Origin of the sequence: Pseudomonas baetica, from assembly GCF_002813455.1 — a bacterium.
Lineage (GTDB): Bacteria > Pseudomonadota > Gammaproteobacteria > Pseudomonadales > Pseudomonadaceae > Aquipseudomonas > Aquipseudomonas baetica.
Window position 1 is genome coordinate 1,726,630 of record NZ_PHHE01000001.1, and the last position, 25,574, is coordinate 1,752,203.

Genomic DNA, 25,574 nt, shown 5'->3' on the forward strand with positions numbered 1-25,574 from the left:
CCTGCGGCCTTGCGTGGCAACCCAAGTGTGGCAATCAAAAAGGATCTCGTAGTGATGCTCGCTCGCCCATCCCGTCGTCGTACCAACGTTCCGTCCTTCAAGCGTGATGCCGTGGACCCGGCGCTGTGGCTGCTCAAGCCGTTGGCGCAAGCGGTGGCGTTGTGTCTGGTGGCGGGCAGTGCGCACGCACAGACGGCGTTCAGTTCGGGTTGGTTCGCCGCCAAGGGCGCCGCGCAGCAAGCTGCGGCAGCACGGCCGAGCGTCGGTGGTTTGCCGGGCATGACGCCGCCATTGGCGCAGCAACAGAAGGCCAATCAGCAGTTGCAGCGGTCGATCCAGACCTTGAACAACACGGTCGCAGCGATTGCCGCACAGCAAGCAGCGCAGGCGGCCGGACGTGCAGCGGTGTTGGGCTCGGTGCAGTTTGTTCCGGACGGTCTGGGCGAGGGCGGTTTGAAGGTCGATAACAGCCTTGCGCAAGGTTGGCAGAACGCCAAGGGGCCGCAACAAACCCAGGCCGACGGCAAGACCACGGTGAAGATCGAGCAGACGGCCGACAAGGCGATCCTCAATTGGCAAACCTTCAACGTCGGTCGTAACACCACGGTCGAGTTCGCTCAGCAAGCGAACTGGGCGGTGCTCAACCGCGTTAACGATCCAAGCGCACGGGCCAGCCAGATCCAGGGCCAGATCAAGGGTGACGGCACGGTGATGCTGATCAACCGTAACGGTATCGTGTTCAGCGGCAGCAGCCAGGTCAACGTGCGCAACCTGGTGGCGGCAGCGGCCAACATGACCGATATCCAGTTCCGCGACCGTGGCCTGTATTTCGACAGCACCGGCACTCAGCCGACCTTTACCGACGCTGCCGGCAAGGTGCTGGTGGAGCGCGGCGCATCCATCGCGACGCATAAACCGGCGGCCTCCACCGATGCGGGCGGCTATGCCTTGCTGCTCGGCAACGAAGTGCAGAACGACGGCAGCATCAACACCACCAAGGGCCAGACTGTATTGGCGGCCGGTGACCGTTTCTACATCCGCAAAGGCTCGGGCACCGAAGGCAATGCGCTGTCCACCACCTTCGGCAGTGAAGTCATTCCAGGCTTCAAGGCCGGCGCTGTGGCGGGCAAAGTCACTAACAACGGCTTGATCCAGTCCGCCACCGGCGACATCGCCCTGACCGGCCACGAAGTGGTGCAGAACGGCGTATTGCTCGCCAGCACGTCAGTGGCGACGCGCGGCACGATTCACCTGACCAACCCAAGCACCGACACCTACGGCAGCGTCACGCTGGGGCAGGGCAGTGCCACGGCGATCATGCTCGACAGCAGCGATCTCACCGCCCTCGACAGTCAACATGACGCGGCGCTGACCGGCGTCAGTGCGAACAACCGGATCCGTGGCGATCAGTCGCGCATCGAGATCCAGAGCGGCGGCAGCGTCGAGTTCCAGAACGGCTCGATCACCCTGGCCACCGGTGGGCAGGTCGCGGTCAGCGCGCAGCGCCGCAGCCTGGTACGTGACGGCGCGATGATCGATGTGTCCGGTGCCCTTGGCGTCAAAGTGGCGATGGAAACCAACAACATCAAGATCAACGTGCAGGGCAACGAGCAGCGCGATGCTTCGGTCAACCGTGAGAAGGGCGCGCTCAACAGCAATGACATCTGGGTCGATGTACGTGAGTTGGTCTATGTGCCGGCCGGCACCAACGGCTATGCCACGGATCGCTGGTACACCGCGGGCGGTTTGCTCGAAGTTGGCGGCTACCTCGGCACGCAGGGCCATAGCGTTGGTGAGTGGATGGCGCAGGGCGGCACGGTGAGTTTTGCCGGCAACGATGTGGTCACTGAAAAGGGCTCGCTGATCAACCTGTCCGGCGGCACCCTCGATGTGCAGAGCGGCGAGATTCGCCAGAGCTGGCTGCGTGGCGCCGACGGCAAATTGTATGAAGTCTCCAGGGCACCGGGCGATCTGCTCTACACCGGGCTGTACAAAGGTTATGAAGACAGCAGCGAACGCTGGGGCCAGACGACCTACTTCTACAACCCGCTGATTGCCCCGCGCTCGCGTTTCGAGTCTGGGTACACCGTGGGCCGCGACGCCGGGCAACTGGTGATCGCCACCGCCAACGCCGCGCTCGACGGGCAGATGATTGGCGAGGTGTATCAGGGCGAGCGGCAGAATCAGGCGCCGAAACCGCTGCTTGATGGCTACGACCAAAGCCAGTCGGCGCTGGCGCGTCGTGCGCAACTGATTGTCGGCAGCTATGACCCGGCGTATGTGGCGGCGGCGAGTGGATTGCTTTATACGCTCAACCCGTTGCTTGATCGGGTGCAGATTGGCGGCGAGCGTCCGCTGGCCGGCAATGATCTGGATCTGACCGGTGCGGTGTCCGATTCGCGCAAGGGCAAGTTGTTCCTGGATAACGACGCGCTCAACGGCTTGCGCCTCGGTGCGCTCAAGGTGGCGGCCAAGGATCAAGTTGCCGTGGCTGGCGCGCTCACGGTCGATGCCGGTGGTGACATCACCTTGTATGCCCCGGATGTGCACATTGGCGCTGACCTGACGGCTCGCGGCGGCAGTTTGCGTCTGGGTAACGTGCTCAATCAGTTCAACGGCTCGACAACCACCGATACCCGACTCACGGCGAAATCCGGCCAGTCGACACACGTAGTCGTTGCCGAAGGCGTGCGCCTGGATACCCGCGGTGTGTGGAGCAACCTGCGCACCAACCCGGACGATGGCGCGAGTCTGGCGTATCTCAACGGTGGTCTGCTGTCGATCCGTAGCAGTGGCGATATCGATATCGGCGCGGGTAGCCTGCTCGATGTTTCCTCTGGCGGCGCGATGCTTGCCAACGGCAAGACCCGGGGCGGCAAGGGCGGTGATTTGACGCTGGAATCCAGCGCCGTTAGCGCACCGGGCAAGACCCATTTGAATCTCGATGGCGAGTTGCGCGGCTTCGGTGTCACGGGTGGCGGCACCCTGACCGTGCAGGCCAACAAAATACTCATCGGGCAGAGCGACAAGGCGCTGGCCGACAACACCCTGCAGCTGTCCGCCGACCTGTTCAGCAAGGGTTTCTCCGCTTACAACCTGATCGGCCTGAGCGGGCTGGACGTTGCCGAAGGCACGGTGATTGACGTGAACATGCCGGTGTACCGCTTTGCCGATGCCGCGCCGAATCAGGTCAGCGGGGTCGATCCACAATCGGCACTGGCGCTGTGGACGCCGACGCTGTTCCAGGAAAACCCGATCAAGGGTGTACTGACCCAACGCGCCGGCGCCAGCCTGACTTTGCAGGGCGGGGCCAGCCTGATCGATCTGATCGACGCGGCCAACAGTCCGTTGACGCTTGGCCGCGGTTCGCGCATCAGCGTCGATCCCGGGCAGAGCATCAAGTTGCGGGGTGCCGGGCAGATCACGGTTGAAGGTGAGCTCAATACCTGGGGCGGTACGGTTGATATTCGTCAGCAGCAGTTCGGCTCGATCAAACCGGAAACGTCGATTCAATTGGCCGATCCGAATGCGCATAACCGTTCCATCTGGATCGGCGAGCAGGCGGTGCTGGATGTCGCCGGTCGCGCCAATACTGCGGTCGATGCGCTGGGCCGCACTTACGGCCAGGTCGGCAAGGGCGGCAGCATCATCATCGGCGGCGAAATCGATTCGAAACTGGCGACGGCCACGGCGGCCGACGCCTACGTGATTGTGCGTCCCGGCGCGCGGCTTGACGCATCCGGCACCGAGGCCACTGTGGATATCGCCGGGCAGGGGCCAACCCGCGTCGCGACGGATGGCGGGCGTATCAGCCTGAGTTCCTACAACGGCCTGTTCCTTGATGGCAACTTGCGTGCGGCGGCGGGCGGTGTCGGCGCTGCGGGTGGTCGTCTGGACATCGCCCTGGAGACGCCGCTTTACGTTGATTCGGCAAGCAATGCGGTGCGGGCGCCGAGGGAACTCATCATCGCCCAGGGTGCGGGTGATAAGCCGCTCGCGCAGGATTTGCGTCCGGGCGAGGTCGCCGAAGGCTTGCGATATGGCCAGGCACGTCTGAGTGCCGACGGCTTGATGGCGGGTGGTTTCGACAATCTGAGCCTGTTGAGCAACGGCCTGCTGTCGTTTGACGGCGACGTCAATCTGCAGATGAACCAGAGCCTCAATCTGTACGCCGGGGCGTTGTCGCTGGCCGAAACGTCCAGGGACACGACACGTGTCGACTTGAGCGCTCCGTACTTGCGGTTGTCCGGTGTGGGCAGCTACTTCGCGGGCGTCAACAGGATCCGGCCGCGGTTGACCAATAACCCGACGGCTCAACTGTCGGACGCGACATTCAAGGCGTCGGCAGACTTGCTGGACGTGGGCAATGGCCTGTCGGTTGGCACGCAGGGTTCGATTCTGCAACTCAATGCCCCGGCTGTTGAGTACAGCCGCCGGGCGTTCGGTGTGGTGTCTCTGGACAGCCGCGGCGACCTGCGTTTCCTCGCGCCAAACGACGGTGCCGAGAAAACCCGGCTGTGGACGCCGGGTGACTTGAATCTTGGTGCTGCGCAGATCTATCCCGGCACGGGCGTCCAGGCTGAAGTGCGGGTCGGCTATCAGGGCGCCGTTGCGGGTTCTGAACACACCTTGCGCATCAGCGGCCGTGGCGCGGCGCCCGCTGAGGTGCCGTACTCGGTATTCGGCAATCTGAGCTTTTCCGCTGCGTACATCGAGCAGGGCGGTGTTGTGCGGGCACCGCTGGGCAAGATTGTCCTCGGCGACGATTTGCTGACCACCAGCCGCGAGGTGCGTCTGCTTGCTGGCAGTACAACGTCGGTGAGCGGTGCCGGTCTGGTCATGCCCTACGGCGGCACGACTGACGGCATCGATTATCTCTACAACGGCAAGTCGGTGGTGTTGAACGGCATCACTGGCGAAAAAAACGGTGTGGCCATCGGTGGGCAATACATTGATGTGCAGAGCGGTGCGCTGATCGATCTGTCCGGTGGTGGCGATCTTCGCGGCGCTGGTTTCATCTCCGGACGCGGCGGTTCTACCGATGCGCGTTTCAATCCGCTGGTGCGCAATGCCACCGACGGCACTTTCAGCTTGCCGGGGCTTGCCAACAACCCGGTCTACGCCATTGTTCCGGGCAATCAGAGCCGCTATGCGCCGATGCTGGCGGAAGCGGGCGCGGTCGATCCGCGCGTGGGCCAGCAAGTCACTATTGGCGCCGGTGTGCCGGGGCTGGCGGCGGGCACTTACACGCTGTTGCCCTCCACCTTTGCCTTGTTGCCGGGGGCGTTCCGGGTCGAAGTCAACGGGCAGACAACACCGGCTGCGACCACGGCGGCGCTGCCACTGCGCAATGGTTCGTGGACCAGCAGCGGGCAGGTGTCGATTGCCAATACCGGCCTGCGCGACAGCCTGGCCAGTCAGGTCATCCTGACGTCGGCGGACGTGCTGCGCCGATACTCGCAGTACAACGAAACCGGGCTTACCCGATTCATCCAGAACGATGCCGCCAGGCGCGGGGTGCCTCGTGCGCTGACGCCGCTGGACGGCAAGACCCTGGATTTGCGTTTGAGTACCGGTGGTCAGCAAGACATTGCTTTGCAGTTCAACGGGCGCGCGCTGTTCAACGCCGCCGAGGGTGGGTTGATCGGGACGGCGGTGGTGCGCGGTGGGTATGCCGGCAGTGACCTGGAAATCCTCGGCGCCGGGCAGGCACCGACCGCGCACGCCGGTGGTGTGTCGTTGTACGCCGACACGCTGAACAACCTCAACGCCGGGCGTTTGACCCTCGGCGCAATGCCCGATGTCGTGTACAACACGTCAGGCAATATCATCAGCTTCCTCGGCAGCACCGCCAATATCGCGTTACGTGCGGGGGCGGTCCTTTCTGCGCCGGAAGTCTTGCTGCGCACTACCTTGAGCGCTGGCGGTATCACGGTCGAGGCGGGTGCCGGGATCAACACGCTCGGGCGTGGCAACGTGGCCTACGATTCAACGGTCGGTTACCTCTACCAGCCGGGCGCATCCAGCCTGTTGGTCGTGTCCAACGGCTGGACAAACGTGTTGGCGCCGGACGTGGGCAGTGGCACTAGCGGCGCGGGCAGCATTCGAATCGGCACGTGCGCCAGCGCAGCCTGCAGCAATCCGGCGCTGCTGTATTCCAACGGCAGCATTACTGCGGCCACGGACAATCAATTCGAACTCGGTGAAGCGGTGCGTTTTGGCACGCGGCATCTGGCGCTGTCGGTCGGCTCGGTGAATGCTGGCAGTGCCGAGGCGCTGGCGGCGGCAGGCCGTCGCGTACCGGCCGGGCTGACCCTGAACCAGAACGTGCTTGACCGCTTGCTGCGCGGTGATACGCAGTACGGCGCACCAGCGCTGGAAACCTTGAGCCTGACCACCCGCGATGCGTTCAACTTTTACGGCAGCGTCAGCCTCGATACGCTCGATCCGCAGACCGGCCAAAGCAAATTGCAAAACCTTGTGCTGGTCACTCCGGCGATCTACGGTCTGGGCGATGCCAGCGATGTGGCGAGCATTCGCACCCAAAACCTGATCTGGAACGGCGCCACCCAGACACCCGGCGGCGTCATCACTGGCGGTGCGGGCACGGGCAGCGGCACGCTGGACATCCAGGCGCAACGTATCGAACTGGGTTACGGTCCGATGCCGCAGGCCAGCGGCCTGGATCAGAACAATCGTCTGGCGCTGGGCTTTGCCAACGTCAACCTGACGGCCAGCGAACGCATCACCGCCAACCACAAGGGCAGTCTGGCGGTGTATCAGCAGCAGGGCGCTTACGACCCGCTCAAGGGCTACAGCTACAGCGGCGGCAATCTGAACCTGCGCACGCCGTTGCTCACCGGTGAAGCGGCGTCGGTCAGCTTGCTCAAGGCCGGCAACAACCTGACGCTCAGCGGTGGCGCGGCTTCCGGGGTGGCGGATGCCTTGGGTGCGGAACTCAACCTTGAGGCGCGCAGCATCGTTCTGGACAGCCGTATCGCCTTGGCCAGCGGCAAACTGACGGTGAATTCTGCAGGTGATTTGACCCTCGGCAACGCGGCCGTGCTGGATCTGGCCGGGCGTACGTTGCCGTTCAATGATGTGAGCAAATACAGCTGGGGCGGCGATGTGTCGCTGTACAGCGCCAATGGCAATATCCGGCAGGCGGCGGGCTCGCGGATCGATCTGTCGGCGCAGAACAATCAGGCCGGTACGCTCAGCGCCATTGCGTTGGCCGACGCTGCCGGGATGGTCGATCTGCAAGGGCAGATCCTCGGTTCAAGCAGTGGTTACTACGATGCCGGCGGCACGCTGGTACCGTACAAGGCTGGTGGCGTGGACATTCGCGCGCAACGCTTGGGTGGCGATGCCTCTGAGCAGTTTGCCGCGCTCAACCAGCGCTTGAACGCCGGGCAGGTGTTCGGCAGCCGCAGCTTGCAGCTCAAGCAGGGCAGTCTCGTTATCGGTGATGGCCTCAAGGCCGGTGAGGTCAATGTCTCGGTGGATAACGGCAGCCTTACGGTGGCCGGTCTGGTCGACGCCAGTGGTGAGCGCGTCGGCAGTATTCGTCTGTCGGCGAAAAACGCTCTGACCCTGGCCGGTAACAGCGTGCTCGACGCCCATGGCCGCGTCCTGCGCGTCGACAGCTACGGCAAGATCATCGATGCGCCGAACCGGGCCACGGTCGAACTCAATTCCGGTTATGGTCTGCTGACACTGGCCTCCGGTGCGCGGATCGACCTGCGTCACGGCACCGATGCCGTGCCCGGCATTCTCGCCGGGCAAAACGATGCCTTGCTGCGCGGCGCGCTGGAGCTGAACGCGCCGCGCCTGGGCAGCAATGACATCGCCATTGATGCCAGCGGTGCGTTGACCATTCAGGGCGCACGTTCCATCGGCCTCAATGGCGTGCGTCGCTACACCGATGCCCGCGATGGCACCGATCAGGCCGTCACTGGCCGACCGTATCAAGTCATCGACCAAGCCATGCTTGATCGGATTCACGGTGACAGCGACACCTTCATCAACGCCGCCCTGGGCAACACCGATTTGTTGCAACGCAAACTCGCCGGGTTGAACAACGCCGCTTACGCCGATGCGTTCCATCTGCGCCCGGGCGTGGAAATCGCCAGCAAGACTGCCGACGGTGATCTGGTGGTGGAGGGCGATCTGGACTTGTCTGGCTATCGCTACGCGAGCCTCAATCCGCATACACGGTTGAATCCCTCTGTATATGGATCGGGTGAGGCCGGTAGTCTGGTAATCCGCGCTGGCGGCAATCTCGATATTTACGGCAGCATCAACGACGGCTTCGCCCCGCCACCGCAAACCCAGGATGACGCTGGTTGGAAACTGATCGCCGGTGTGCAGCCGTTCGGTGGCGATCTGATCGTACCGGGCACCGGCGTTTCGCTGGCCGAAGGTACGCAGTTCCCGATAGGCGCCACGCTCAATTACGACGTGACCATCCAAGGCGCGGTTCTGGCCAGTGGCACGTTGCTGCCGACTCAGGCAGTGCTGGGTGAGGCGTATACGTTCAGCGCCGGTACCGTGCTGGCGGGGGCGATCCACGACCAGAACGGCAACCTGTTGTACGCCGCCGGCACGCTGCTCGGCGACAGTGTGACGCTGCCTGCGCAAACACGCCTGGGTGCCGGCATCCGCTTGAACAAGGCCACGGCTCTGCAAGCGATGAACTGGCCCAAGGGCGTGCCGTTGCCAGGCGTTTACGATGCGGATCTGACCAGCGTTTCCGGGGTGAAATTAAGTGGCGCGCTGGCCTTGTTGCGCGGGTCGCTGATTCCGTCGATGACCGATGTGAAGCTCGCAGCAGGCACTTCGGTGATCGAGCTGCGTCCGTTCAACGGTGACCAGCAAGGCAAAAACTGGGCAGTGGCCCGCATGCTGCCGTCGGGCAGCGCGTCGTGGTCGATGCGTGTGGTGGCGGGGGCCGATCTTGACGCCGCTGACAGCCGTGCCGTGAAACCTGTGACCGACGAGGGCAACCTGAGGTTGGCCGACACTCATTACGGGGTGAAGGTAACGACGTCTCCTGGCAGGCTGGTCTGGGCGGCGGGTAACCAATATGGCTTTCCCGAATTTGAACCCGTACCGGATGATGCGCTGGCGGCGTGCACTATTGAGCCGAGCGATTGCGCACCCATGGCCCGCTGGGTCTGGGCGCCGGGCAGCGGAATGGGGGCTGACTACGAGCCGGTTCCCGAGGAAGCTCAATTCATTTGTGATTTACAACCGGAACTGTGTATCGGCAACAATCCCGGCAAAACCGCCAAAGCCCATATGCAGATGTTCAGCGTCCTGCGCACCGGCTCCGGCGATCTCGACCTGATGGCGGCCGGCAATCTGAGCATGGATTCACCATTCGGTGTGTACACCGCCGGTACTCAATCAGCGAATGTCGACCCGCTCTACAACCAGAAGCGCGGGCATCTCTCGGACAATAATTCGGTGCTGGGCACGGCTGGCGCCGACTACGAAAAATGGGTCAACGGTGGCACTGACAGCCTCTATCAGGCCTGGTATCCGCAGCTGGGCGGCAACTTGACGATCAATGCCGGCGGCGCCGTATCGGGTGATTCGGTGGGCACCAAAGCGCAATCAGCGGCAGGTGGCTTCCGCGAGCAGGTGGCCAGTGTCGCGGTGGGCAATTGGCTGTGGCGCCAAGGCACGGGCAGTCCGGACGTGCCTACCGCCTGGTGGATCAACTTCGGCAGTTATGCCTCGCGGTTGATGCCAACCGGAGACGCCAATACCGAACCTTACCTGGTGGGTTTCACCGGTTTCGGCACTTTGGGTGGCGGCAATATCAGCCTGCGGGCCGGCAGTGATGCAGGCATGCTCAAACCGATGGGGAATGAAGGTAATTACCCGCGCAGCCAAGGGCTGATCGTGGCGGTGGGCAGCACCGGTCGCATCGCCAGCGACGGCAGCGTGCAGATGACCGGTGGCGGCGACATGGACATTCGCATCGGCGGCGCGCTGAACCCATCGCTGCTGGCACGGGCCGGGGAAAATGGCACCCGCGCGCCGACACACGATCTGCAAGGCGCGCTGATCAACCTGCGCGGCGCGGCGCAATTGAGCGCCGGTGCGCTGGGCGGGATTGACCTGCAATACGGCGCCGGCTACCAGTTCCATGACGCTCGGGAAACCCGCGCATTTGATCCATTCACCTCCACCACCAGTACCGCTTCCGGTGGAGTGGTGCTGATACCCGGTGACTCGGGCATGAGCCTCAACACCCGTGGTGACCTGGTGCTGGGCGGGGCTGCGGATGCAGGCCGGGTGATTTTGCAGAACGCCACACCGGTCTTGAATGCCAACGGGGAGGTTCAGCAAGGTGGGGTGTTGAGCGGTTTCTCCCTGTGGACGAATCACACGGCCATCGACCTGTTTTCGGCTGGCGGCAACCTGACGCCGAGCACGCAACTCGGCGAGTTCAGTGGCAGTAATGCGTTGATCACCGGCCGTAATACTTCGCCGACCGATGGCCGATTCGTGTATCCGTCCATACTGCGTGCCGTGGCGGGGCAGGGATCTATCTATGCCGGGCCGTCAGCCAGCTACACCGGGCTGCCGAATTTCCCGCTGGCCGGTTATTCATTGCTCCTGGCTCCGGCGGCGGCCGGACAGCTTGAGTTGCTCGCGGGTGACTCGATTTATGCCGGTGGTTATGCGATCAATCAGTCCGGTGCCAGTCCCTTGGCGATTGCCACACCGTTCAATCCGGCCTTCAACCGGTATGTCACCAGCAGGGATAGCAAACCTGCGGCGACCAATTACAGCCGCGACGGTATCGTTGCGGTCGGCAACGACCGCTATCCGTTATTCGCCTTTGGCCCCGACAGCTATTCAGGATTGAGCAATGTGCAGGGCCCCGCGCGGTTCTATGCGTTAACCGGTGACCTGGTCGGGGTTCGCAGTGGCGAGACGTTGAATTTTGCAACGTCCAAACGCACTTGGTATGAAGCGGCGGGGCCGGTCTGGATGAGTGCCGGTCGCGACATTGTCGCCTCCGGTACTAACCTGGGGCAGCCAACGCTCGCTCCCAACGATCTGAGCAACATTACAGAAAACATCACTTCCACGGGCAACCTGTTCGTCCATAACAATCCGCGAGACGTATCACGGGTTTCGGCCGGCCGCGACATCCTTTACAGCAGCTTCGATATCGCCGGTCCCGGTACGCTGGATATCAACGCCGGGCGCAATATTCTGATGGAGGACCGCGCCAGCATCACCAGCATCGGTTCCTTGGTGGCGGGTGATCAGCGACCGGGTGCCAGTGTGGTATTGCAGGCGGGCACCGGCGCACCGGGACTGGATTATTCGCGGTTCATTGCGCGCTACCTGAACCCGCAAAACGTCGCCAGTGCGCAGACCTCCCTCGGCGCGCAACCGGGCAAAGTGGTCAAGACCTACCTTGACGAGTTGCGGAGCTGGCTGACCCTCGGCTATGGCTTCAACGGCGCTGAAGAACAGGCGCAAGCCTTCTACGCCGCGCTGCCGAGTGCCGAGCAGGCGATTTTCGCGCGGCAGGTGTACTTCGCTGAACTGCGTGCCGGTGGCCTGGAATACAACGATGTCGACGGCCCGCGTCAGGGCAGTTACTTGCGTGGTCGCAACGCCATTGCGTCGCTGTTCCCGACGGTTGATGTGGCGGGCAACCCGATTCGTTACGACGGCGACATCACGCTGTACGGTGGAGCCGGGGTCAAGACCCTGTTCGGCGGCGACATCCAGATGCTCACGCCGGGCGGTGGCCAGGTGTTCGGCATCGAAGGCGCGGCGCCGCCATCGACGGCGGGGATCATCACCCAGGGCTCGGGCAATATTCAGCTCTACTCGCAGGGCAGCATCCTGCTGGGGCAGAGCCGGATCATGACCACCTTTGGTGGCTCGATTCTCGGCTGGTCGGCCGAGGGCGATATCAACGCCGGTCGCGGTTCAAAAACCACCGTGGTCTACACCCCGCCAAAACGCATTTACGACACCTGGGGCAACGTGAGCCTTTCGCCATCGGTGCCGAGCACCGGCGCAGGTATCGCCACGCTGAACCCGATTGCCGAAGTGGCACCGGGTGATATCGACCTGATCGCGCCGCTGGGCACCATCGATGCGGGCGAGGCGGGGATTCGCGTGTCGGGCAACGTCAACATCGCCGCGCTGACGGTGGTCAACGCCGCCAACATTTCGGTGCAGGGCAAGTCGACGGGGGTGCCGGTGGTGTCGGCGGTGAATACCGGGGCGATCACTTCGGCCAGTTCGGCGGCATCTTCGGCGACACAAGCGGCGGAAGACGTGGCGCGCCAGCAGCAGGCGGCAGCGCGGCAGAATCAGGCCTCGGTGTTTACCGTGCAGGTGTTGAGTTTTGGTAATGAGCAACTGGCGCCGTCCCGCGATGGTGCCAGCCGAGCGCCAACGCCGGGCTACAACCCGAACAGCCCGGTGCAGGTGCTGGGGGCAGGGGCGCTGGATGAACAGGCGAAACAGCAGTTGACCGAGGAGGAGCGTGGGCAACTGACGTTGTAAAAGACTCTCGTGCAGTACGTTTGGGCGGCCAGTGGTCGCCTTTTTTTTGGTTCTTCACGGAATCCCGGGAAACACAGAAACAAGAACGCCGATTTGATTGATGATGTTCGTGCGAGCAAACACATCTAACAAACCGGCGTTCTTATGCGCGATATTAATACTTTCCTTCCTTTTTGGGAGGGCTTTTCTGTCGTCACGATCAAGCCTGATGGTGATGCCCTCCAGATCGATCTTACACCCCACGCCACCCGATTCCCTTCCTGTGGTGGGTGCCAAAAACCCTGTTCAACCACGCATGAGTATTGCCAGCGAGTCATTCGTGATTTACCCATTCTCGGTCGCGCAGTACGCCTGAGCGTTTTGCTCCGACGCGTTGGTTGCCGCGACTGTGGCAAACGCATGGAGGCCGTCAGTTGGCTGGATCGCTATGCCCGCATGACACGGCGTCTGGCAGAGGCGGTCATTCAAGCCTGTGAACGCCTTCCCACGTTGCACGTAGCGCAGATGTTTGGGCTGCATTGGGAGACCGTTCGGGTGCTGGAGCGTCGAGCCTTGCAAGCAGCATTGAGCGTTTTGCCAAAGGCGCAACCGCGACGTTTGGTGATGGACGAGTTCGCATTGTTCAAAGGTCATCGTTATGCCAGCGTTGTTCTGGATGCGGATACGCGACGGGTGCTGTGGATCGGCGAAGGCCGCAGCCGGGCGGCGGTCAGGCCATTTTTCGAAGAGCTGGGGCCAGAGGGGTGCGCCCGAATCGAAGCGGTGGCAATGGACATGAACACCGCTTTTGATCTGGAGGTTCGTCAGCACTGCCCAAAAGCGCGAGTGGTCTACGACCTTTTCCATGTGGTGGCCAAATATGGCCGAGAGGTGATTGATCGGGTTCGCGTCGACGAAGCCAATCGACTGCGTCACGACAAGCCGGCCCGAAAGGTCATCAAGCAAGCGCGTTGGCTGCTCCTGCGCAACCCGCAGAACCTGAAAACACCGGAGCAACAGGTCCGCTTGGAGGATTTGCTGGCGGCCAACCAAGCGTTGATGACGGTCTACTTGATGAAAGCTGAACTCAAAACGCTCTGGACGCCAAGTACCGCCTGGGGCTGGAGATCAGCCTGGAAGCAATGGCTGCGCCACGCTGATGAAAGCGCGATACCGGCTCTGATCCTGTTCGCCAAACGGCTAAAGGGTTATTGGCGGGGAATCGTCAGCCGGGTTCGCTGGCCGATGCACACGGGGCAGTTGGAAGGCATAAACAATCGAATAAAGGTTATCAAACGGATGGCGTACGGTTACCGGGATAGCGAATTCTTTTTCATGAAAATCAAGAGCGTCTTTCCCGGTAATCCGTGAAGAACCTTTTTTTTCAGCAAAAACTTGCCAATGCACTGAAACCTCTGTGGGAGCGAGCCTGCTCGCGAATGCGCTGTGTCAGTCAGCATAAGCAGGGCCTGACACGACGCCTTCGGGAGCAAGCCCCCTCCCACATTGGATTGGAGTTGTTTTCAGAAGGCGTAAGGAATGCTGACTTTCGCCCAAAGCATTTCGCCCTCGGGGCAACTGACGTTGTAACAGACTCTCGTGCAGTACGTTTGGGCGGCCGGTTGGTCGCCTTTTTTTCAGCAAAAACTTACCAATGCACTGAAACCTCTGTGGGAGCGAGCCTGCTGGCCAATCCGGACATGCCGATCGAGCGCATCACCGAGGAAGTGGGCTACAGCGATGTGCGCAGTTTTCGCCGGGCGTTCAAGCGCTGGACGGGGATGAGCCCGAGTGCGTGGCGGGTTGAGAGCACCGCGACGATTTGAAAGATCGCAGCCTTCGGCAACTCCTACAGGGGATCGCATTTCAAACTGTAGGCGCTGCCGAAGGCTGCGATCTTTTGACCCTGCTCCAGATTTTCAACCCCACAAACCCTCCGGCCACAGGTAAACTCCCGCGCACTTTCCCAAGGAGTTCACATGAGTTACTACCAGCCAGGCATTCTCGCCACCCCTGTACCTGCGCAAGCACGTCATCTGTTTTTTGCCCTCCAGTCGGTTGAAGCACTGCCGCAGGCAATCGACAACCTGATGAGTCTGGTGGATGGCAAGTCGGTGGTGGTCGGTTTCGGTGAATCCCTGGCCAGGGCCCTTAACGTCGAGATCGACGGCCTGCGCAGCTTCCCGGCCATGACCGGCGTCGGCGTCGAAAACCCGTCGACCCAGCACGCCCTGTGGGTCTGGCTGCACGGCGTCGACCGTGGTGAGCTGCTCAACCGCTGCAATGCCTTCGAAGCCGCACTAGCCCCGGCCCTGTCTCTGGTAGAGGCTCAGGAAGCCTTCCGCCACAAGGATGGCCATGACCTGACCGGCTACGAAGACGGCACCGAAAACCCCCACGACGAAGCCGCCATCGCCGCCGCGCTGCTAAGCGAAGGCGCCGAAGGTCTGGTGGGTGGCAGCTTCGCTGCGATCCAGCAGTGGCAGCACGACCTCAAGGGTTTTCACAAGCTGTCCGCCGACGACAAAGACAACATCATGGGCCGTCGCCTCAGCGACAACGAAGAGATCGACGACGCGCCAGTCTCCGCCCACGTCAAACGCACCGCGCAGGAAAGCTTCGCGCCTGAGGCATTTGTCGTGCGCCGTTCGATGCCGTGGATCGAAGGTGATCGCGCCGGTCTGATGTTCCTCGCGTTCGGTTTTTCGCTGGATGCCTTCGAAGCGCAACTGCGCCGCATGAGCGGTCTGGAAGACGGCATCACCGATGGTTTGTATCGCATCAGCCGTCCGATCACCGGCGGCTATTACTGGTGCCCGCCGCTCAAGGACGGTCATCTCGACCTGCGCGCTTTGCGCATCGGCTGATTTTCAAGACACGAGGGAGCAACAATGGACGTGGTGCGTTGGGGCATGATCGGTTGCGGCAGCGTCGCTGAACGCAAGAGCGGCCCGGCCTTCTACAAGGCCCCCGGTTCGGCGCTGGTGGCGGTGATGGGCCGACGCCTTGAAGCCGTCACCGATTACGCCACGCGCCACGGCATCGCGCGGGTTTACACCGATGTCGATGCGCTGATCAACGATCCGGAGGTGGACGCGGTGTACATCGCCACGCCGCCCGACAGTCACCGCGCCTACAGCCTCAAAGTCGCCGCCGCCGGCAAGCATTGCTGCGTGGAAAAGCCCATGGCGCTCAACGCCGGGCAAAGCCGCGAAATGCAGCAAGGGTTTGCCGACGCCGGTTTGCACCTGTTCGTTTCCTACTACCGCCGTTCATTGCCGCGCTTTCAACACGTGCGGCAATGGCTGCAGCAGGGCCGCATCGGCGATGTGCGGCACCTGAGCTGGACGCTGACCAAGGCACCTTCAGCGGCGGACCTGCAGGGCAGCAACAATTGGCGCACTGATCCGGCAGTGGCGGGCGGTGGTTACTTCGCCGATCTGGCCAGCCACGGTTTCGACCTGTTCCAGTACCTGCTCGGCGATATCACTGAAGTTGCCGGTTTCACTGCGCATCAGGCCGGGCTGTATGCGGCTGAAGACGCCGTCAGCGCCAGTTGGCGGTTTGCATCTGGAGCACTGGGCATGGGCTGCTGGAGCTTTGTCGCGGACAGGCGAGAAGATCGGGTCGAGATCATCGGCAGCGAAGGGCGCATCAGTTTTTCGGTATTTGATGAGCATCCCGTGCAACTGCATGCCGATGAACACATCAGCCTGGAAATCCCCCATCACGAGCACATTCAGTGGCATCACGTACTGGGCATGAATGCGCATATTCGTGGCGATTCACAACACCCGGCAGTCGCCGAACAAGCCCTGAAAACTGACTGGGTCATGGATCAGATTCTCAAGCGCCACTGATTCCCCAGACCACACACTCTCTCTTTGTGGGAGGGGGCTTGCTCCCGAAGGGGCTGGCATTGCTGGCATCTCCATTGCCTGATACACCGCCTTCGGGAGCAAGCCCCCTCCCACCATGCTCTTTGTGTCGTCGCATCTAAGGATATGCCCAAACAATATTTCTCAACCTTGTCATAACAACTCTAAGATCACGTCATAACTCGTTATGACAAGTGATCCGAAGATGACCGATAACGTTCTCTCCCTCAGTAGCGTGCCTTTGCACACTCAGTTACGCGATGTCCTGCGCGCGCGCATTCTCGATGGCGAATACCCGCAAGACAGCCAGATGCCGTCCGAAAGCGAACTCGGCGCGCTGTTCAAAGTCAGCCGCATCACCGTGCGCCAGGCCTTGGGTGATCTGCAAAAGGAAGGGCTGATCTTCAAGATCCACGGCAAAGGCACCTTCGTCGCCAAACCGAAAACCTTCCAGAACGTCAGCAGCCTGCAAGGCCTCGCCGAGTCCATGACCGGTCGCGGCTACGAGGTGATCAACCGCCTGCGCAGCTTCAAATTCATCCCGGCCGACAAGCGCGTCGCCGAGTGTTTGCAGGTCGCCGAAGGCGAAACCGTGGCGCAGATCAAGCGCGTGCGGCTGATCAACCGCGAGCCCATCTCGCTGGAAATCACTTACCTGCCAAAAGCCGTCGGCGAGCGCCTGGAGAAGGCCGATCTGGTCACCCGCGACATCTTCCTGATCCTCGAAAACGACTGCGGCATCGCCCTCGGCCACGCAGATCTGGCCATCGACGCGGTGCTGGCCGACAGCGACCTGACCCAGGCGCTGAACGTCGAGGCCGGCTCGCCGATCATGCGCATCGAGCGCCTGACCCACGATGCTCAGGGCCAGCCGCTGGACTTCGAACACCTTTACTACCGTGGCGATGCGTTCCAGTACCGCCTGCGGATCGACCGGCAAAAAGGGGAGCAGGCATGACACGCAGCACGCTTGAGCAGGAATACGACATCGTCGTGATCGGCGGCGGCACGGCCGGTCCGATGGCGGCGATCAAGGCCAAAGAGAAAAACCGTGATCTGCGTGTGCTGCTGGTCGACAAGGCCAACGTCAAGCGCAGCGGCGCGATCAGCATGGGCATGGACGGTCTGAACAACGCGATCATCCCCGGCCACTCGACGCCCGAGCAGTACACCAAGGAAATCACCATCGCCAACGACGGCATCGTCAATCAGGCGGCGGTGTACGCCTACGCAACGCACAGCTTCGAAACCATCGAGCAACTTGACCGCTGGGGTGTGAAGTTCGAGAAGGACGAGACCGGCGATTACGCAGTGAAAAAAGTCCACCACATGGGCGCCTACGTGCTGCCGATGCCGGAAGGGCACGACATCAAGAAAGTTCTCTATCGCCAGTTGAAGCGCGCGCGGGTGAGCGTCACCAATCGACTGGTCTGCACGCGTTTGCTGACCGACGAGGAGGGCGCGGTCAACGGTGTGATGGGCTTCGATTGCCGCACCGCCGACTTCCATGTGATCAAGGCCAAAGCGGTGATTCTTGCCTGCGGCGCGGCCGGTCGTCTCGGGTTGCCGTCGTCGGGCTACCTGATGGGCACCTATGAAAACCCGACCAATGCCGGCGACGGTTACGCGATGGCGTATCACGCCGGGGCCGAACTGGCGAACCTCGAATGCTTCCAGATCAACCCGCTGATCAAGGACTACAACGGCCCGGCCTGCGCCTACGTCACCGGCCCGTTGGGCGGCTACACCGCCAACAACAAGGGCGAACGCTTCATCGAGTGCGACTACTGGAGCGGGCAGATGATGTGGGAGTTCCATCAGGAACTGGAAAGCGGCAACGGCCCGGTGTTTCTCAAACTCGACCATCTGGCCGAGGAAACCATCCAGAACATCGAGGAGATTTTGCACAGCAACGAGCGCCCGAGTCGTGGCCAGTTTCACGCCAATCGCGGCACCGATTACCGCACGCAGATGGTCGAGATGCACATCTCCGAAATCGGCTTTTGCAGCGGCCACTCGGCGTCCGGGGTGTGGGTCAACGAACGTGCCGAGACCTCTGTGAAAGGCTTGTACTCCGCCGGTGACATGGCCGCTGTGCCGCACAACTACATGCTCGGCGCGTTTACCTACGGCTGGTTTGCCGGGCACAACGCGGCGGATTTTGTCGCCGGGCGTGAGTTCTCCACACTGGATGCCGGGCAGATCGAGAAAGAGAAAGCGCGGGTCTACGCACCGCTGGATCGCGAACACGGCCTGCCGCCGGCGCAGGTCGAGTACAAGCTGCGGCGCTTCGTCAACGACTACCTGCAACCGCCGAAAGTGACCAAGAAGATGCAGATCGGCCTGCAACGCTTCAGCGACATCGAGCGCGACCTCGAGCAGATGAAAGCCAACAACGCTCATGAACTGATGCGCGCGATGGAAACCAGCGTGATCCGTGACTGCGCTGAAATGGCCGCGCGTGCTTCGCTGTTCCGCGCCGAAAGCCGCTGGGGGCTGTACCACTACCGCGTCGATCACCCGCAACGTAACGACGCTGAGTGGTTCTGCCATTGCCATCTGAAGAAGGGCGACGACGGCCAGATGACCAGTTTCAAGAAAGCCGTCGAGCCTTACATCATCCCGCTCGATGCCGAAGAAATGCAGGCCTACGACCGCTTGCGGGTGGGCGCTTTCGCCGCGTGATGCATCAATAACAGAGAGCCCGAACCATGGCCTATCAAGCTCAGGAAATCTTCTTCCGCTCCAACGCCCCCGTCACCGTGGACGAGGACAAATGCATCGCCGAAAAGGGCTGCACCGTGTGCGTCGACGTCTGCCCGATGGACCTGCTGGCGATCAACCCGGCCACGCAAAAGGCTTACATGGCGTTCGATGAATGCTGGTACTGCATGCCGTGTGAAAAGGACTGCCCGACGGGGGCCGTGAAAGTCGATATCCCTTATTTATTGCGTTGAAACGCAATCGAAATGTGGGAGGGGGCTTGCTCCCGAAGAGGCCTGCATTGCTGGCATCTCTATTGACTGAAACACCGCTTTCGGGAGAAAGCCCCCTCCCACAAGGGATCTCCTACATTTGGGATTTGTGGCAAACCATTAGCCATCCGGAAACACCGGACGCTGGATTCATCGAAAACCCCTCGTTTCCCACCGCGCCCTGATCGCGGCGGAGACGAACTCAAATAAATGATTCGAGGGGAAACACTCATGTTGCGTGCAGCAATCGCCGGTCTGGTACTGGCTTCGTTTACCGTGTCGGCCTCGGCCGAAACCATCCGCATCGCCATCGGCACCCAGGACACCACCATCAACTGCGCTGCTGGCGGTCTGTTGATCCGTGAGCTTGGTCTGCTCGACAAATACCTGCCCCACGACGGCGCCTACAAAGACGCCAGGTATGACGTGCAGTGGAAGAACTTCACCAGCGGCGCGCCGCTGACCAACGAGATGGTCGCCGGCAAGCTCGACTTCGGCGCCATGGCCGATTTCCCCGGTGCGTTCAATGGCGTGGCGTTTGAAACCGCCGGCAAGCACAGCCTGTTCATCAGTGTGTTGTCGGGCAGCACCAAGGGCAGCGGCAACGGCATCGTCGTGCCGAGCGCGTCCGGCGTGCAGTCGCTGAGCGAACTCAAGGGCAAGACCATCTCGGTGCCGTTTGCCTCCACGGCACATGGCATGTTGCTGCGCGCGGTGGCAGAGCAGGGCTGGGATCCGCTCAAAGACGTGAACATCATCGCCCAGCCGCCAGAAGTCGCCGGCTCCGCGTTGCAGGCCGGCAAGATCGACGCCCACGCCGACTTTGTGCCGTTCGCCGAGCTGTTCCCGAGCCGCGGTTTCGCTCGCAAGATCTACGATGGCGCCCAGGCGAATGCGCCGACGTTCCACGGCGCGCTGGTGGATCAAGCCTATGCGAAAAAGTACCCGGAAATCGTTGTCGCTTATCTGCGCGCCAGTATCGAGGCCAATCAGTTGCTGGCCGCCGAACCTGAGAAGTACAGCGAGCTGATCGCCAAAGTCACCGGCGTTGATGCCGAGGTCAACTATCTGTTCCACGGTGCGCTTGGCGTGCAAACCCGTGATCTGAGCTGGAAGCCCGAGTATCGCCAGGCAGTCGGCACGGCCATCGACACGTTGAAACTGCTGAAGAAGGCGGATCGTGGGCTGGATCTGAACACCTTCGTCGACGACCAGTACATCCGCGCCGCGTTCAAGGCCTCGAACCTGGATTACACCGCGCAACTGGCCAACTACGCGCAAACGCCGTTGAAAGCGGTGGATGCGGCCAGCGGTAAAGCCATCACCGACTTCAGCCACGTCGCCGAAATCTGGGTGCGCGGTGAAGACAAGGTGCGCCAGTACGCCTCGGCCGAAGGTGCGTTCACCGCGTTGGCCGCTTTGAAACAGGAAGGCAAAAACATCCGTGCGGTGTATGCGCAGGCCAGTGACAGCGGGATCAAGTTGTTGGCGGATCAGGCGTGGTTTGCCAGTGATGCCAAGGGGCGTTTGAGTGCGTTTCTACTCAAGGGCCAGGCACAACAGTTTGCGGCGGCGCAGGGCGGCAAGGTTTTCGACTTCACCGATGCCACAACTCAGGCAGTCGCCACCCGCTAACCCGTTAAACACCTCGGTCAACTGTGGGAGCGAGCCTGCTCGCGAAGGCGTCAGACCTGCCAATACTTCATCGCCTGACCCACCGCTTTCGCGAGCAGGCTCGCTCCCACAGGGGATCTCGGTTGAGAGGAATTATTGTGTACCGATCATTTTCACGCTGGGTTCCGAGAGCCGCCTCCCTGCTGCTCTGCCTGCTGTTCTGGCAACTCGCCGCCAGCCACCACTGGAACCTCGGCTTGGTCACCTTCGCCAACGTCCCCACGCCATTGGCGGTGATCGAAGCCGCACTCGGTCTGGGCGACTCCGGAAAGCTCCTGCAACACCTGACCGCCAGCCTCAGCCGCGTCTTCGCCGGCTACCTCGCTGCATTGCTGATCGGCATCGCCCTGGGCCTGGCCATCGGCCGTTCGAAATGGGCCGAAGACCTGCTGCTGCCACCGCTGGAAGTGCTGCGCCCGATCCCGGCCGTGGCATGGATTCCATTGGCAATCCTCATGTTTCCGTCGTCGGAGCTGTCGATGGTGTTCATCACCTTCACCGGTGCGCTATTCCCGATCCTGCTCAACACCGTGCACGGCGTCGAAGGCGTCGACCCGCGCCTGATCGCCTCGGCAAAAAGCCTCGGCGCAGGGCGCCGGGCGATCCTGCTGGAAGTGATCCTGCCCGGCGCCGCGCCAAGCATCATCACCGGTCTGGCCATCGGCATGGGCACGTCGTGGTTCTGCCTGGTGACGGCCGAGATGATCTCCGGCCAGTTCGGCATCGGTTACTACACCTGGGAGTCCTACACCATTCAAAACTATGCCGACATCGTCGTCGGCATGTTGCTGATCGGCGTGCTGGGCATGGGCAGCAGTGGGTTGATCAAACGTTTGGGCGGGCTGTTCACGCCTTGGCATCGTCCACGAGGAAAAGCCTGATGAGCGTGATGCAAACCCCGGAGGGGCGGATCGACATCCGTCAATTGTCCATTGTCCTCGGCGAAGGTCGGCAAGCATTTGAAGCGGTGCAGGGCCTCGATTGCCAGATCGAACCCGGGCAGTTCGTGTGCATTCTCGGCCCGTCCGGTTGCGGAAAATCGACCTTGCTCGGCGCGCTGGCGGGGCATTTGAGCGCACACACCGGCAGCCTGAAAGTCGATGGCAGCGAGGTGTCCGGCCCGTCGCCGCAGCGCGGCATGGTGTTCCAGCATCACACACTGTTCCCGTGGCGCACGGTGCGCGACAACGTCGCGTTCGGTCTGAAGATGCGTGGCATTGGCAAGGCCGAGCGCCATCGCGCTGCTGATGAAATCCTCAAACTGGTCGGTCTCGACGGTTTCGCCGAACGCTGGCCGGATCAGCTCTCCGGCGGCATGCAGCAACGGGTGGAGATTGCCCGGGTGCTGGTCAATCGTCCACGGCTGTTGCTGATGGACGAGCCATTCGGCGCGCTGGATGCGCTGACCCGGCTGAACATGCAGGAACTGCTGCTGGACATCTGGACGCGCATCCGCACCACCGTGGTGTTCGTCACCCACGACATCGACGAGGCGCTGTTTCTCGCCGACCGCTTGCTGGTGATGAGCGCGCGGCCGGGGCGAATCATTGAAGACTTGCGCCTGGATTTTGCGCGTCCGCGCACCACGGAACTGGTGACCAGCCATGAGTTCTCGCGTTTGAAACGCCACTGCCTCGACCTGCTGCGCCACGACAACGACCGACCGCTGCCGCGCCTCAATCCGCTCGGCTTGCCTCCCGAAAACCCTTTGCCGCGATTTGCCCTATGACTTCTATTTTTGCTGTGACCGATAACCAGGACATTCTTGACCTGCAACCGCGCCTGACGGCCGAAGACGCGGGCGTGCGGCGCATTGCCCTGATTGATCTGGCTGACCTCGAAGAACCGGATGGCCTGGTGTGGTTGGTCGATCGCCTCGGGTCAGATACAGCGGAAGACGTCCGTGCTGAAGCTGCACGTCTGCTTGAGGCCTGGGAAGATGAGGCCGTTGTACAAGCTTTGTGTGAAGCACTGACCGATCCGTCGCCGGCGGTGCAATCTGCCGCCGCGCAGAGCCTGAGCCTGCTCAAGACCGAAGCGGCAGGCCGGGTGATTCTGCCGTGGACCGAGCATGCCGACGTCAGCGTGCGGATCGCCGCGTTCCGTGCCCTGCGCGAATTACGTTTCACCGACGCCGCGCCGGCGGCCATCGAGGCGCTGAGCGATGCCGACGCCCATGTGCGCCGTGAGGCCGTGGGCGTGCTCGGCTGGCTCAAGCAGCTCGACGCGTTGCCGGCATTGGCGCAGTTGGCCAGTGCTGACCCGGACACCGAGGTGCGCCGCGCTGCCACCGGTGCTCTCGGTCTGGCCTCTGGCGCCGACGTGCTGCCAGCCTTGCGCCAGGCCTTGCAGGACGACGCCTGGCAAGTGCGCGAGGAAGCGGCGACTACCTTGGGTAAAGTCGGCCACAGCGACGCCGGCCCGGCATTGATCGAAGCGCTGGGCGACGATTATTGGCAAGTCCGCCTGCGCGCCACCCGCAGCCTCGGCCGCTTGCGTTTCGCTCCCGCGCTGGATGCCTTGATCGACACCCTCGGCCATCGCATCAGCAACCTGCGCAAGGAAGCGGCGTTGGCCTTGGGCGAGTTGAATGATCGCGGTGCAGTGGCAGCGTTGCAGGCCGCGCAGGACGATGGCGACCCGGAAGTGCGTAAAGCGGTGCGGATTGCCTTGAGTCAGCTGCAATGAACCCGGTCTCTGTCGGCAATTCACACCGCGAGCAAACCCTGCGCCTGAGCTGGCCGGATGGCAGCGAGTCGGTGCTGGATCACGCCGAACTGCGCCGCCAGTGTCCCTGCTCGCAATGCCGCGCCTTTCGCCTGCGCGGTTCTGCCCCCCTGGTCGATGATCGCGTGCGCATTATCGAACTCAACCCCCAAGGCTATGGCGTGCAACTGGTGTTCAGCGACGGGCACCAGCGCGGCATCTACCCGTGGGCCTATCTGGCAAACCTCACTCCTTAGGTTCACCACAATCAACTGTGGGAGGGGGCTTGCTCCCGAAGGCGGTGTGTCAGTCAGCTTGGATGTGTCTGACCCACCGCCTTCGGGAGCAAGCCCCCTCCCACAGGTTTTTGCAGTGTCTGTCGGGTTATTGCGCAGCCGTCATCGCCGGCCGGCAGCCATGAAAAATATCCAGTCCCGGCTGATACAGCGATGTCTTGACGTCAAACAGTCCGAGCACCGAATGGTCGCTGTAGTCCTCACGCGGGAACATCGAGAACATGCACTGCACCGACACTGCCGTCGAGGTGCCGCAGGAATGCACCTGGGTGAAATTGAGGACGTTCAACTTGCTCAGTTCAGGATTGGTCTCGCGCTCATAGCCGTTCAGGGAAAAGTGATCGGCACGGGCGGTTTCACCGACCACCAACACCATCAGCGATTTCCTCTCGCGGCTGGCAGGGTGATCAGCGTGCCCAGCGCCTTCCAGGTCGCCAGGTTGTACAGCGCCACCAGTGCCAGGGAAAACAGCAGCACCAGTCGGGTAGAAGTGATGGACGGTAAACGCAGTCCTTTGCCCAAAGCCATGTCAAACAGTCCTCTACTCAAATCGAAACCACACACGGTTGCGTGTGTAACTGTGGAAGAACATTGGTAAAAAATTCGTAAACATCCCGTAATAAATGCCCCGCGCAGATCGAAACTGTGGGAGCGGGCTTGCTCGCGAAAGCGTTGTGTCAGTCGAATAATATTTTGATGACCTACCGCCTTCGCGAGCAAGGCCGCTCCCACAGGGGGTTACTGTGTCAGAAGGATTTGCTGACGCTGGCGACAACGGTGGCGGTGCACACATCCTTGAAGCCCCAATTGCTCAGGCACTGGGTCTGCGAAAGATCGGTAGCGATGTAGCTCAGGCCCAGCACCACGCCGGCCAGATTGTGGGTGAGTTTGACTTCCCATTCGCGATAACTGTCCTCCGCCTGCCCGGACGTCGAGTACAAGTGCGGATCCTTGAAATCCATATTGCCGTAACGCAGCTTCAGCCCCGAATCGAAGGGCAATTCGGTTTCATAACTGACATAGCTGTAAAGCGAGCTCTGCTTGCTGTCGATGCCCGGCGCATCACTGGAGTAATACGCCGCGAGCTTCACCCCGTAAGCCCCAAGAATCGCGTACACCTCGCTCTGGTTGAACTGACTTTCCCTGGGATAGGCGTATTTCAGGTAGCCCAGATCCAGGCTGACGGCTTCGCTGGCCTGCCACAGCCAGCCGGCGTAGTAGTCGACTTCCTGCCGGGTTTTCAGACCGCCGCCGAAGTCGACGTTGGAACTCCAGGCGCCGAGGTACAAACCGCTGCTGTGGGCCAGGGTCAAACCAGCCTGCGCGGCGGGATCATTCTGGGTTTGCGAGATGCCGCGGGTGCGGTAGTCGCTGGCCAGGGTCAGATCGACCAGCACGGCGAAGTCGTCGTTCAAGGGGATCGCAAAGCTGCTCAACGGCAGCGCACTCAAAAAACTCAGGGCGAACAGGGGCAAGGCTTTCATGTGAAGTCCCGGTGTTGTGATTGTTATGGG

Annotated in this window: 15 protein-coding genes and 2 pseudogenes; 13 read left to right on the forward strand and 4 right to left on the reverse strand. The window is 61.8% G+C overall.

Annotated elements, in window-relative coordinates; genetic code table 11:
- Nucleotides 1–54 precede the first annotated feature (54 nt).
- Nucleotides 55–12,552, forward strand: a complete 12,498-nt coding sequence (locus ATI02_RS08015) for a filamentous hemagglutinin family protein (RefSeq protein ID WP_100845967.1) — start codon at nucleotides 55–57, stop codon at nucleotides 12,550–12,552.
- 54 nt (nucleotides 12,553–12,606) lie between these two features.
- Here ATI02_RS08015 and ATI02_RS32620 read toward each other — a convergent pair whose 3' ends face one another.
- Nucleotides 12,607–12,828: a hypothetical protein gene (locus ATI02_RS32620; RefSeq protein ID WP_238156165.1), complete on the reverse strand. Its 222-nt coding sequence runs from the start codon at nucleotides 12,826–12,828 to the stop codon at nucleotides 12,607–12,609.
- Here ATI02_RS32620 and ATI02_RS08020 point away from each other — a divergent pair.
- The 12 genes and pseudogenes from ATI02_RS08020 to ATI02_RS08075 all read left to right on the forward strand — a co-directional run bounded on the left by ATI02_RS08020 (nucleotide 12,751) and on the right by ATI02_RS08075 (nucleotide 24,021).
- Nucleotides 12,751–13,902, forward strand: a complete 1,152-nt coding sequence (locus tag ATI02_RS08020; RefSeq protein ID WP_238156162.1) for an ISL3 family transposase — start codon at nucleotides 12,751–12,753, stop codon at nucleotides 13,900–13,902. The genes ATI02_RS32620 and ATI02_RS08020 overlap by 78 nt on opposite strands.
- 308 nt (nucleotides 13,903–14,210) lie before the next feature.
- A pseudogene (locus ATI02_RS08025) lies at nucleotides 14,211–14,357 on the forward strand (helix-turn-helix domain-containing protein); the annotation flags it as partial.
- Between the two features lie 153 nt (nucleotides 14,358–14,510).
- Nucleotides 14,511–15,398, forward strand: a complete 888-nt coding sequence (locus ATI02_RS08030; protein WP_100845968.1) for a Dyp-type peroxidase — start codon at nucleotides 14,511–14,513, stop codon at nucleotides 15,396–15,398.
- 24 nt (nucleotides 15,399–15,422) lie between these two features.
- A complete protein-coding gene (locus ATI02_RS08035; RefSeq protein WP_100845969.1) occupies nucleotides 15,423–16,391 on the forward strand; it encodes a Gfo/Idh/MocA family protein in 969 nt (322 codons plus the stop codon).
- Between the two features lie 223 nt (nucleotides 16,392–16,614).
- Nucleotides 16,615–17,367, forward strand: coding sequence for a GntR family transcriptional regulator (locus ATI02_RS08040; protein WP_100845970.1), 753 nt, complete (start codon nucleotides 16,615–16,617; stop codon nucleotides 17,365–17,367).
- Nucleotides 17,364–19,094, forward strand: coding sequence for a fumarate reductase/succinate dehydrogenase flavoprotein subunit (locus tag ATI02_RS08045; RefSeq protein WP_095189753.1), 1,731 nt, complete (start codon nucleotides 17,364–17,366; stop codon nucleotides 19,092–19,094). Before ATI02_RS08040 ends, ATI02_RS08045 begins: the two co-directional genes overlap by 4 nt.
- Nucleotides 19,095–19,120: 26 nt before the next feature.
- On the forward strand, nucleotides 19,121–19,366 hold the full coding sequence (locus ATI02_RS08050; protein ID WP_003225615.1) for a 4Fe-4S dicluster domain-containing protein: 246 nt from the start codon (nucleotides 19,121–19,123) through the stop codon (nucleotides 19,364–19,366).
- Between the two features lie 228 nt (nucleotides 19,367–19,594).
- The gene (locus tag ATI02_RS08055) at nucleotides 19,595–21,019 is read left to right on the forward strand and encodes an ABC transporter substrate-binding protein (RefSeq protein ID WP_192886550.1); all 1,425 of its coding nucleotides are present in this window, start codon (nucleotides 19,595–19,597) and stop codon (nucleotides 21,017–21,019) included.
- 137 nt (nucleotides 21,020–21,156) lie between these two features.
- Nucleotides 21,157–21,939: an ABC transporter permease gene (locus ATI02_RS08060; RefSeq protein WP_100845972.1), complete on the forward strand. Its 783-nt coding sequence runs from the start codon at nucleotides 21,157–21,159 to the stop codon at nucleotides 21,937–21,939.
- Nucleotides 21,939–22,787 (forward strand): ABC transporter ATP-binding protein, encoded by an 849-nt coding sequence (locus ATI02_RS08065; protein ID WP_100845973.1) that lies wholly within the window; start codon nucleotides 21,939–21,941, stop codon nucleotides 22,785–22,787. The genes ATI02_RS08060 and ATI02_RS08065 overlap by 1 nt, the downstream gene beginning before the upstream one ends.
- Nucleotides 22,784–23,746: a HEAT repeat domain-containing protein gene (locus ATI02_RS08070; RefSeq protein WP_100845974.1), complete on the forward strand. Its 963-nt coding sequence runs from the start codon at nucleotides 22,784–22,786 to the stop codon at nucleotides 23,744–23,746. Before ATI02_RS08065 ends, ATI02_RS08070 begins: the two co-directional genes overlap by 4 nt.
- Entirely contained in the window at nucleotides 23,743–24,021 is a 279-nt protein-coding gene (locus ATI02_RS08075) for a DUF971 domain-containing protein (RefSeq protein ID WP_100845975.1), read from the forward strand. Before ATI02_RS08070 ends, ATI02_RS08075 begins: the two co-directional genes overlap by 4 nt.
- A 199-nt stretch (nucleotides 24,022–24,220) precedes the next feature.
- On the opposite strand, the pseudogene ATI02_RS08080 reads toward ATI02_RS08075, so the two are convergent.
- The 3 genes and pseudogenes from ATI02_RS08080 to ATI02_RS08085 all read right to left on the reverse strand — a co-directional run.
- A pseudogene (locus ATI02_RS08080) lies at nucleotides 24,221–24,460 on the reverse strand (sulfatase-like hydrolase/transferase); the annotation flags it as partial.
- On the reverse strand, nucleotides 24,436–24,588 hold the full coding sequence (locus ATI02_RS31955; protein WP_157815133.1) for a hypothetical protein: 153 nt from the start codon (nucleotides 24,586–24,588) through the stop codon (nucleotides 24,436–24,438). The gene ATI02_RS31955 and the pseudogene ATI02_RS08080, both read right to left, overlap by 25 nt.
- 218 nt (nucleotides 24,589–24,806) lie before the next feature.
- Nucleotides 24,807–25,544: a TorF family putative porin gene (locus ATI02_RS08085; RefSeq protein ID WP_100845976.1), complete on the reverse strand. Its 738-nt coding sequence runs from the start codon at nucleotides 25,542–25,544 to the stop codon at nucleotides 24,807–24,809.
- Between the last annotated feature and the right edge of the window lie 30 nt (nucleotides 25,545–25,574).

What these genes read in the sequence shown, in the direction of transcription:
- ATI02_RS08015 (WP_100845967.1), top strand. Translation starts at nt 55, where the DNA reads ATGCTCGCTCGCCCATCCCGTCGTCGTACCAACGTTCCGTCCTTCAAG.
- ATI02_RS08030 (WP_100845968.1), top strand. Translation starts at nt 14,511, where the DNA reads ATGAGTTACTACCAGCCAGGCATTCTCGCCACCCCTGTACCTGCGCAA.
- ATI02_RS08035 (WP_100845969.1), top strand. Translation starts at nt 15,423, where the DNA reads ATGGACGTGGTGCGTTGGGGCATGATCGGTTGCGGCAGCGTCGCTGAA.
- ATI02_RS08040 (WP_100845970.1), top strand. Translation starts at nt 16,615, where the DNA reads ATGACCGATAACGTTCTCTCCCTCAGTAGCGTGCCTTTGCACACTCAG.
- ATI02_RS08045 (WP_095189753.1), top strand. Translation starts at nt 17,364, where the DNA reads ATGACACGCAGCACGCTTGAGCAGGAATACGACATCGTCGTGATCGGC.
- ATI02_RS08050 (WP_003225615.1), top strand. Translation starts at nt 19,121, where the DNA reads ATGGCCTATCAAGCTCAGGAAATCTTCTTCCGCTCCAACGCCCCCGTC.
- ATI02_RS08055 (WP_192886550.1), top strand. Translation starts at nt 19,595, where the DNA reads ATGATTCGAGGGGAAACACTCATGTTGCGTGCAGCAATCGCCGGTCTG.
- ATI02_RS08065 (WP_100845973.1), top strand. Translation starts at nt 21,939, where the DNA reads ATGAGCGTGATGCAAACCCCGGAGGGGCGGATCGACATCCGTCAATTG.
- ATI02_RS08070 (WP_100845974.1), top strand. Translation starts at nt 22,784, where the DNA reads ATGACTTCTATTTTTGCTGTGACCGATAACCAGGACATTCTTGACCTG.
- ATI02_RS08075 (WP_100845975.1), top strand. Translation starts at nt 23,743, where the DNA reads ATGAACCCGGTCTCTGTCGGCAATTCACACCGCGAGCAAACCCTGCGC.
- ATI02_RS31955 (WP_157815133.1), bottom strand. Translation starts at nt 24,588, where the DNA reads ATGGCTTTGGGCAAAGGACTGCGTTTACCGTCCATCACTTCTACCCGA.
- ATI02_RS08085 (WP_100845976.1), bottom strand. Translation starts at nt 25,544, where the DNA reads ATGAAAGCCTTGCCCCTGTTCGCCCTGAGTTTTTTGAGTGCGCTGCCG.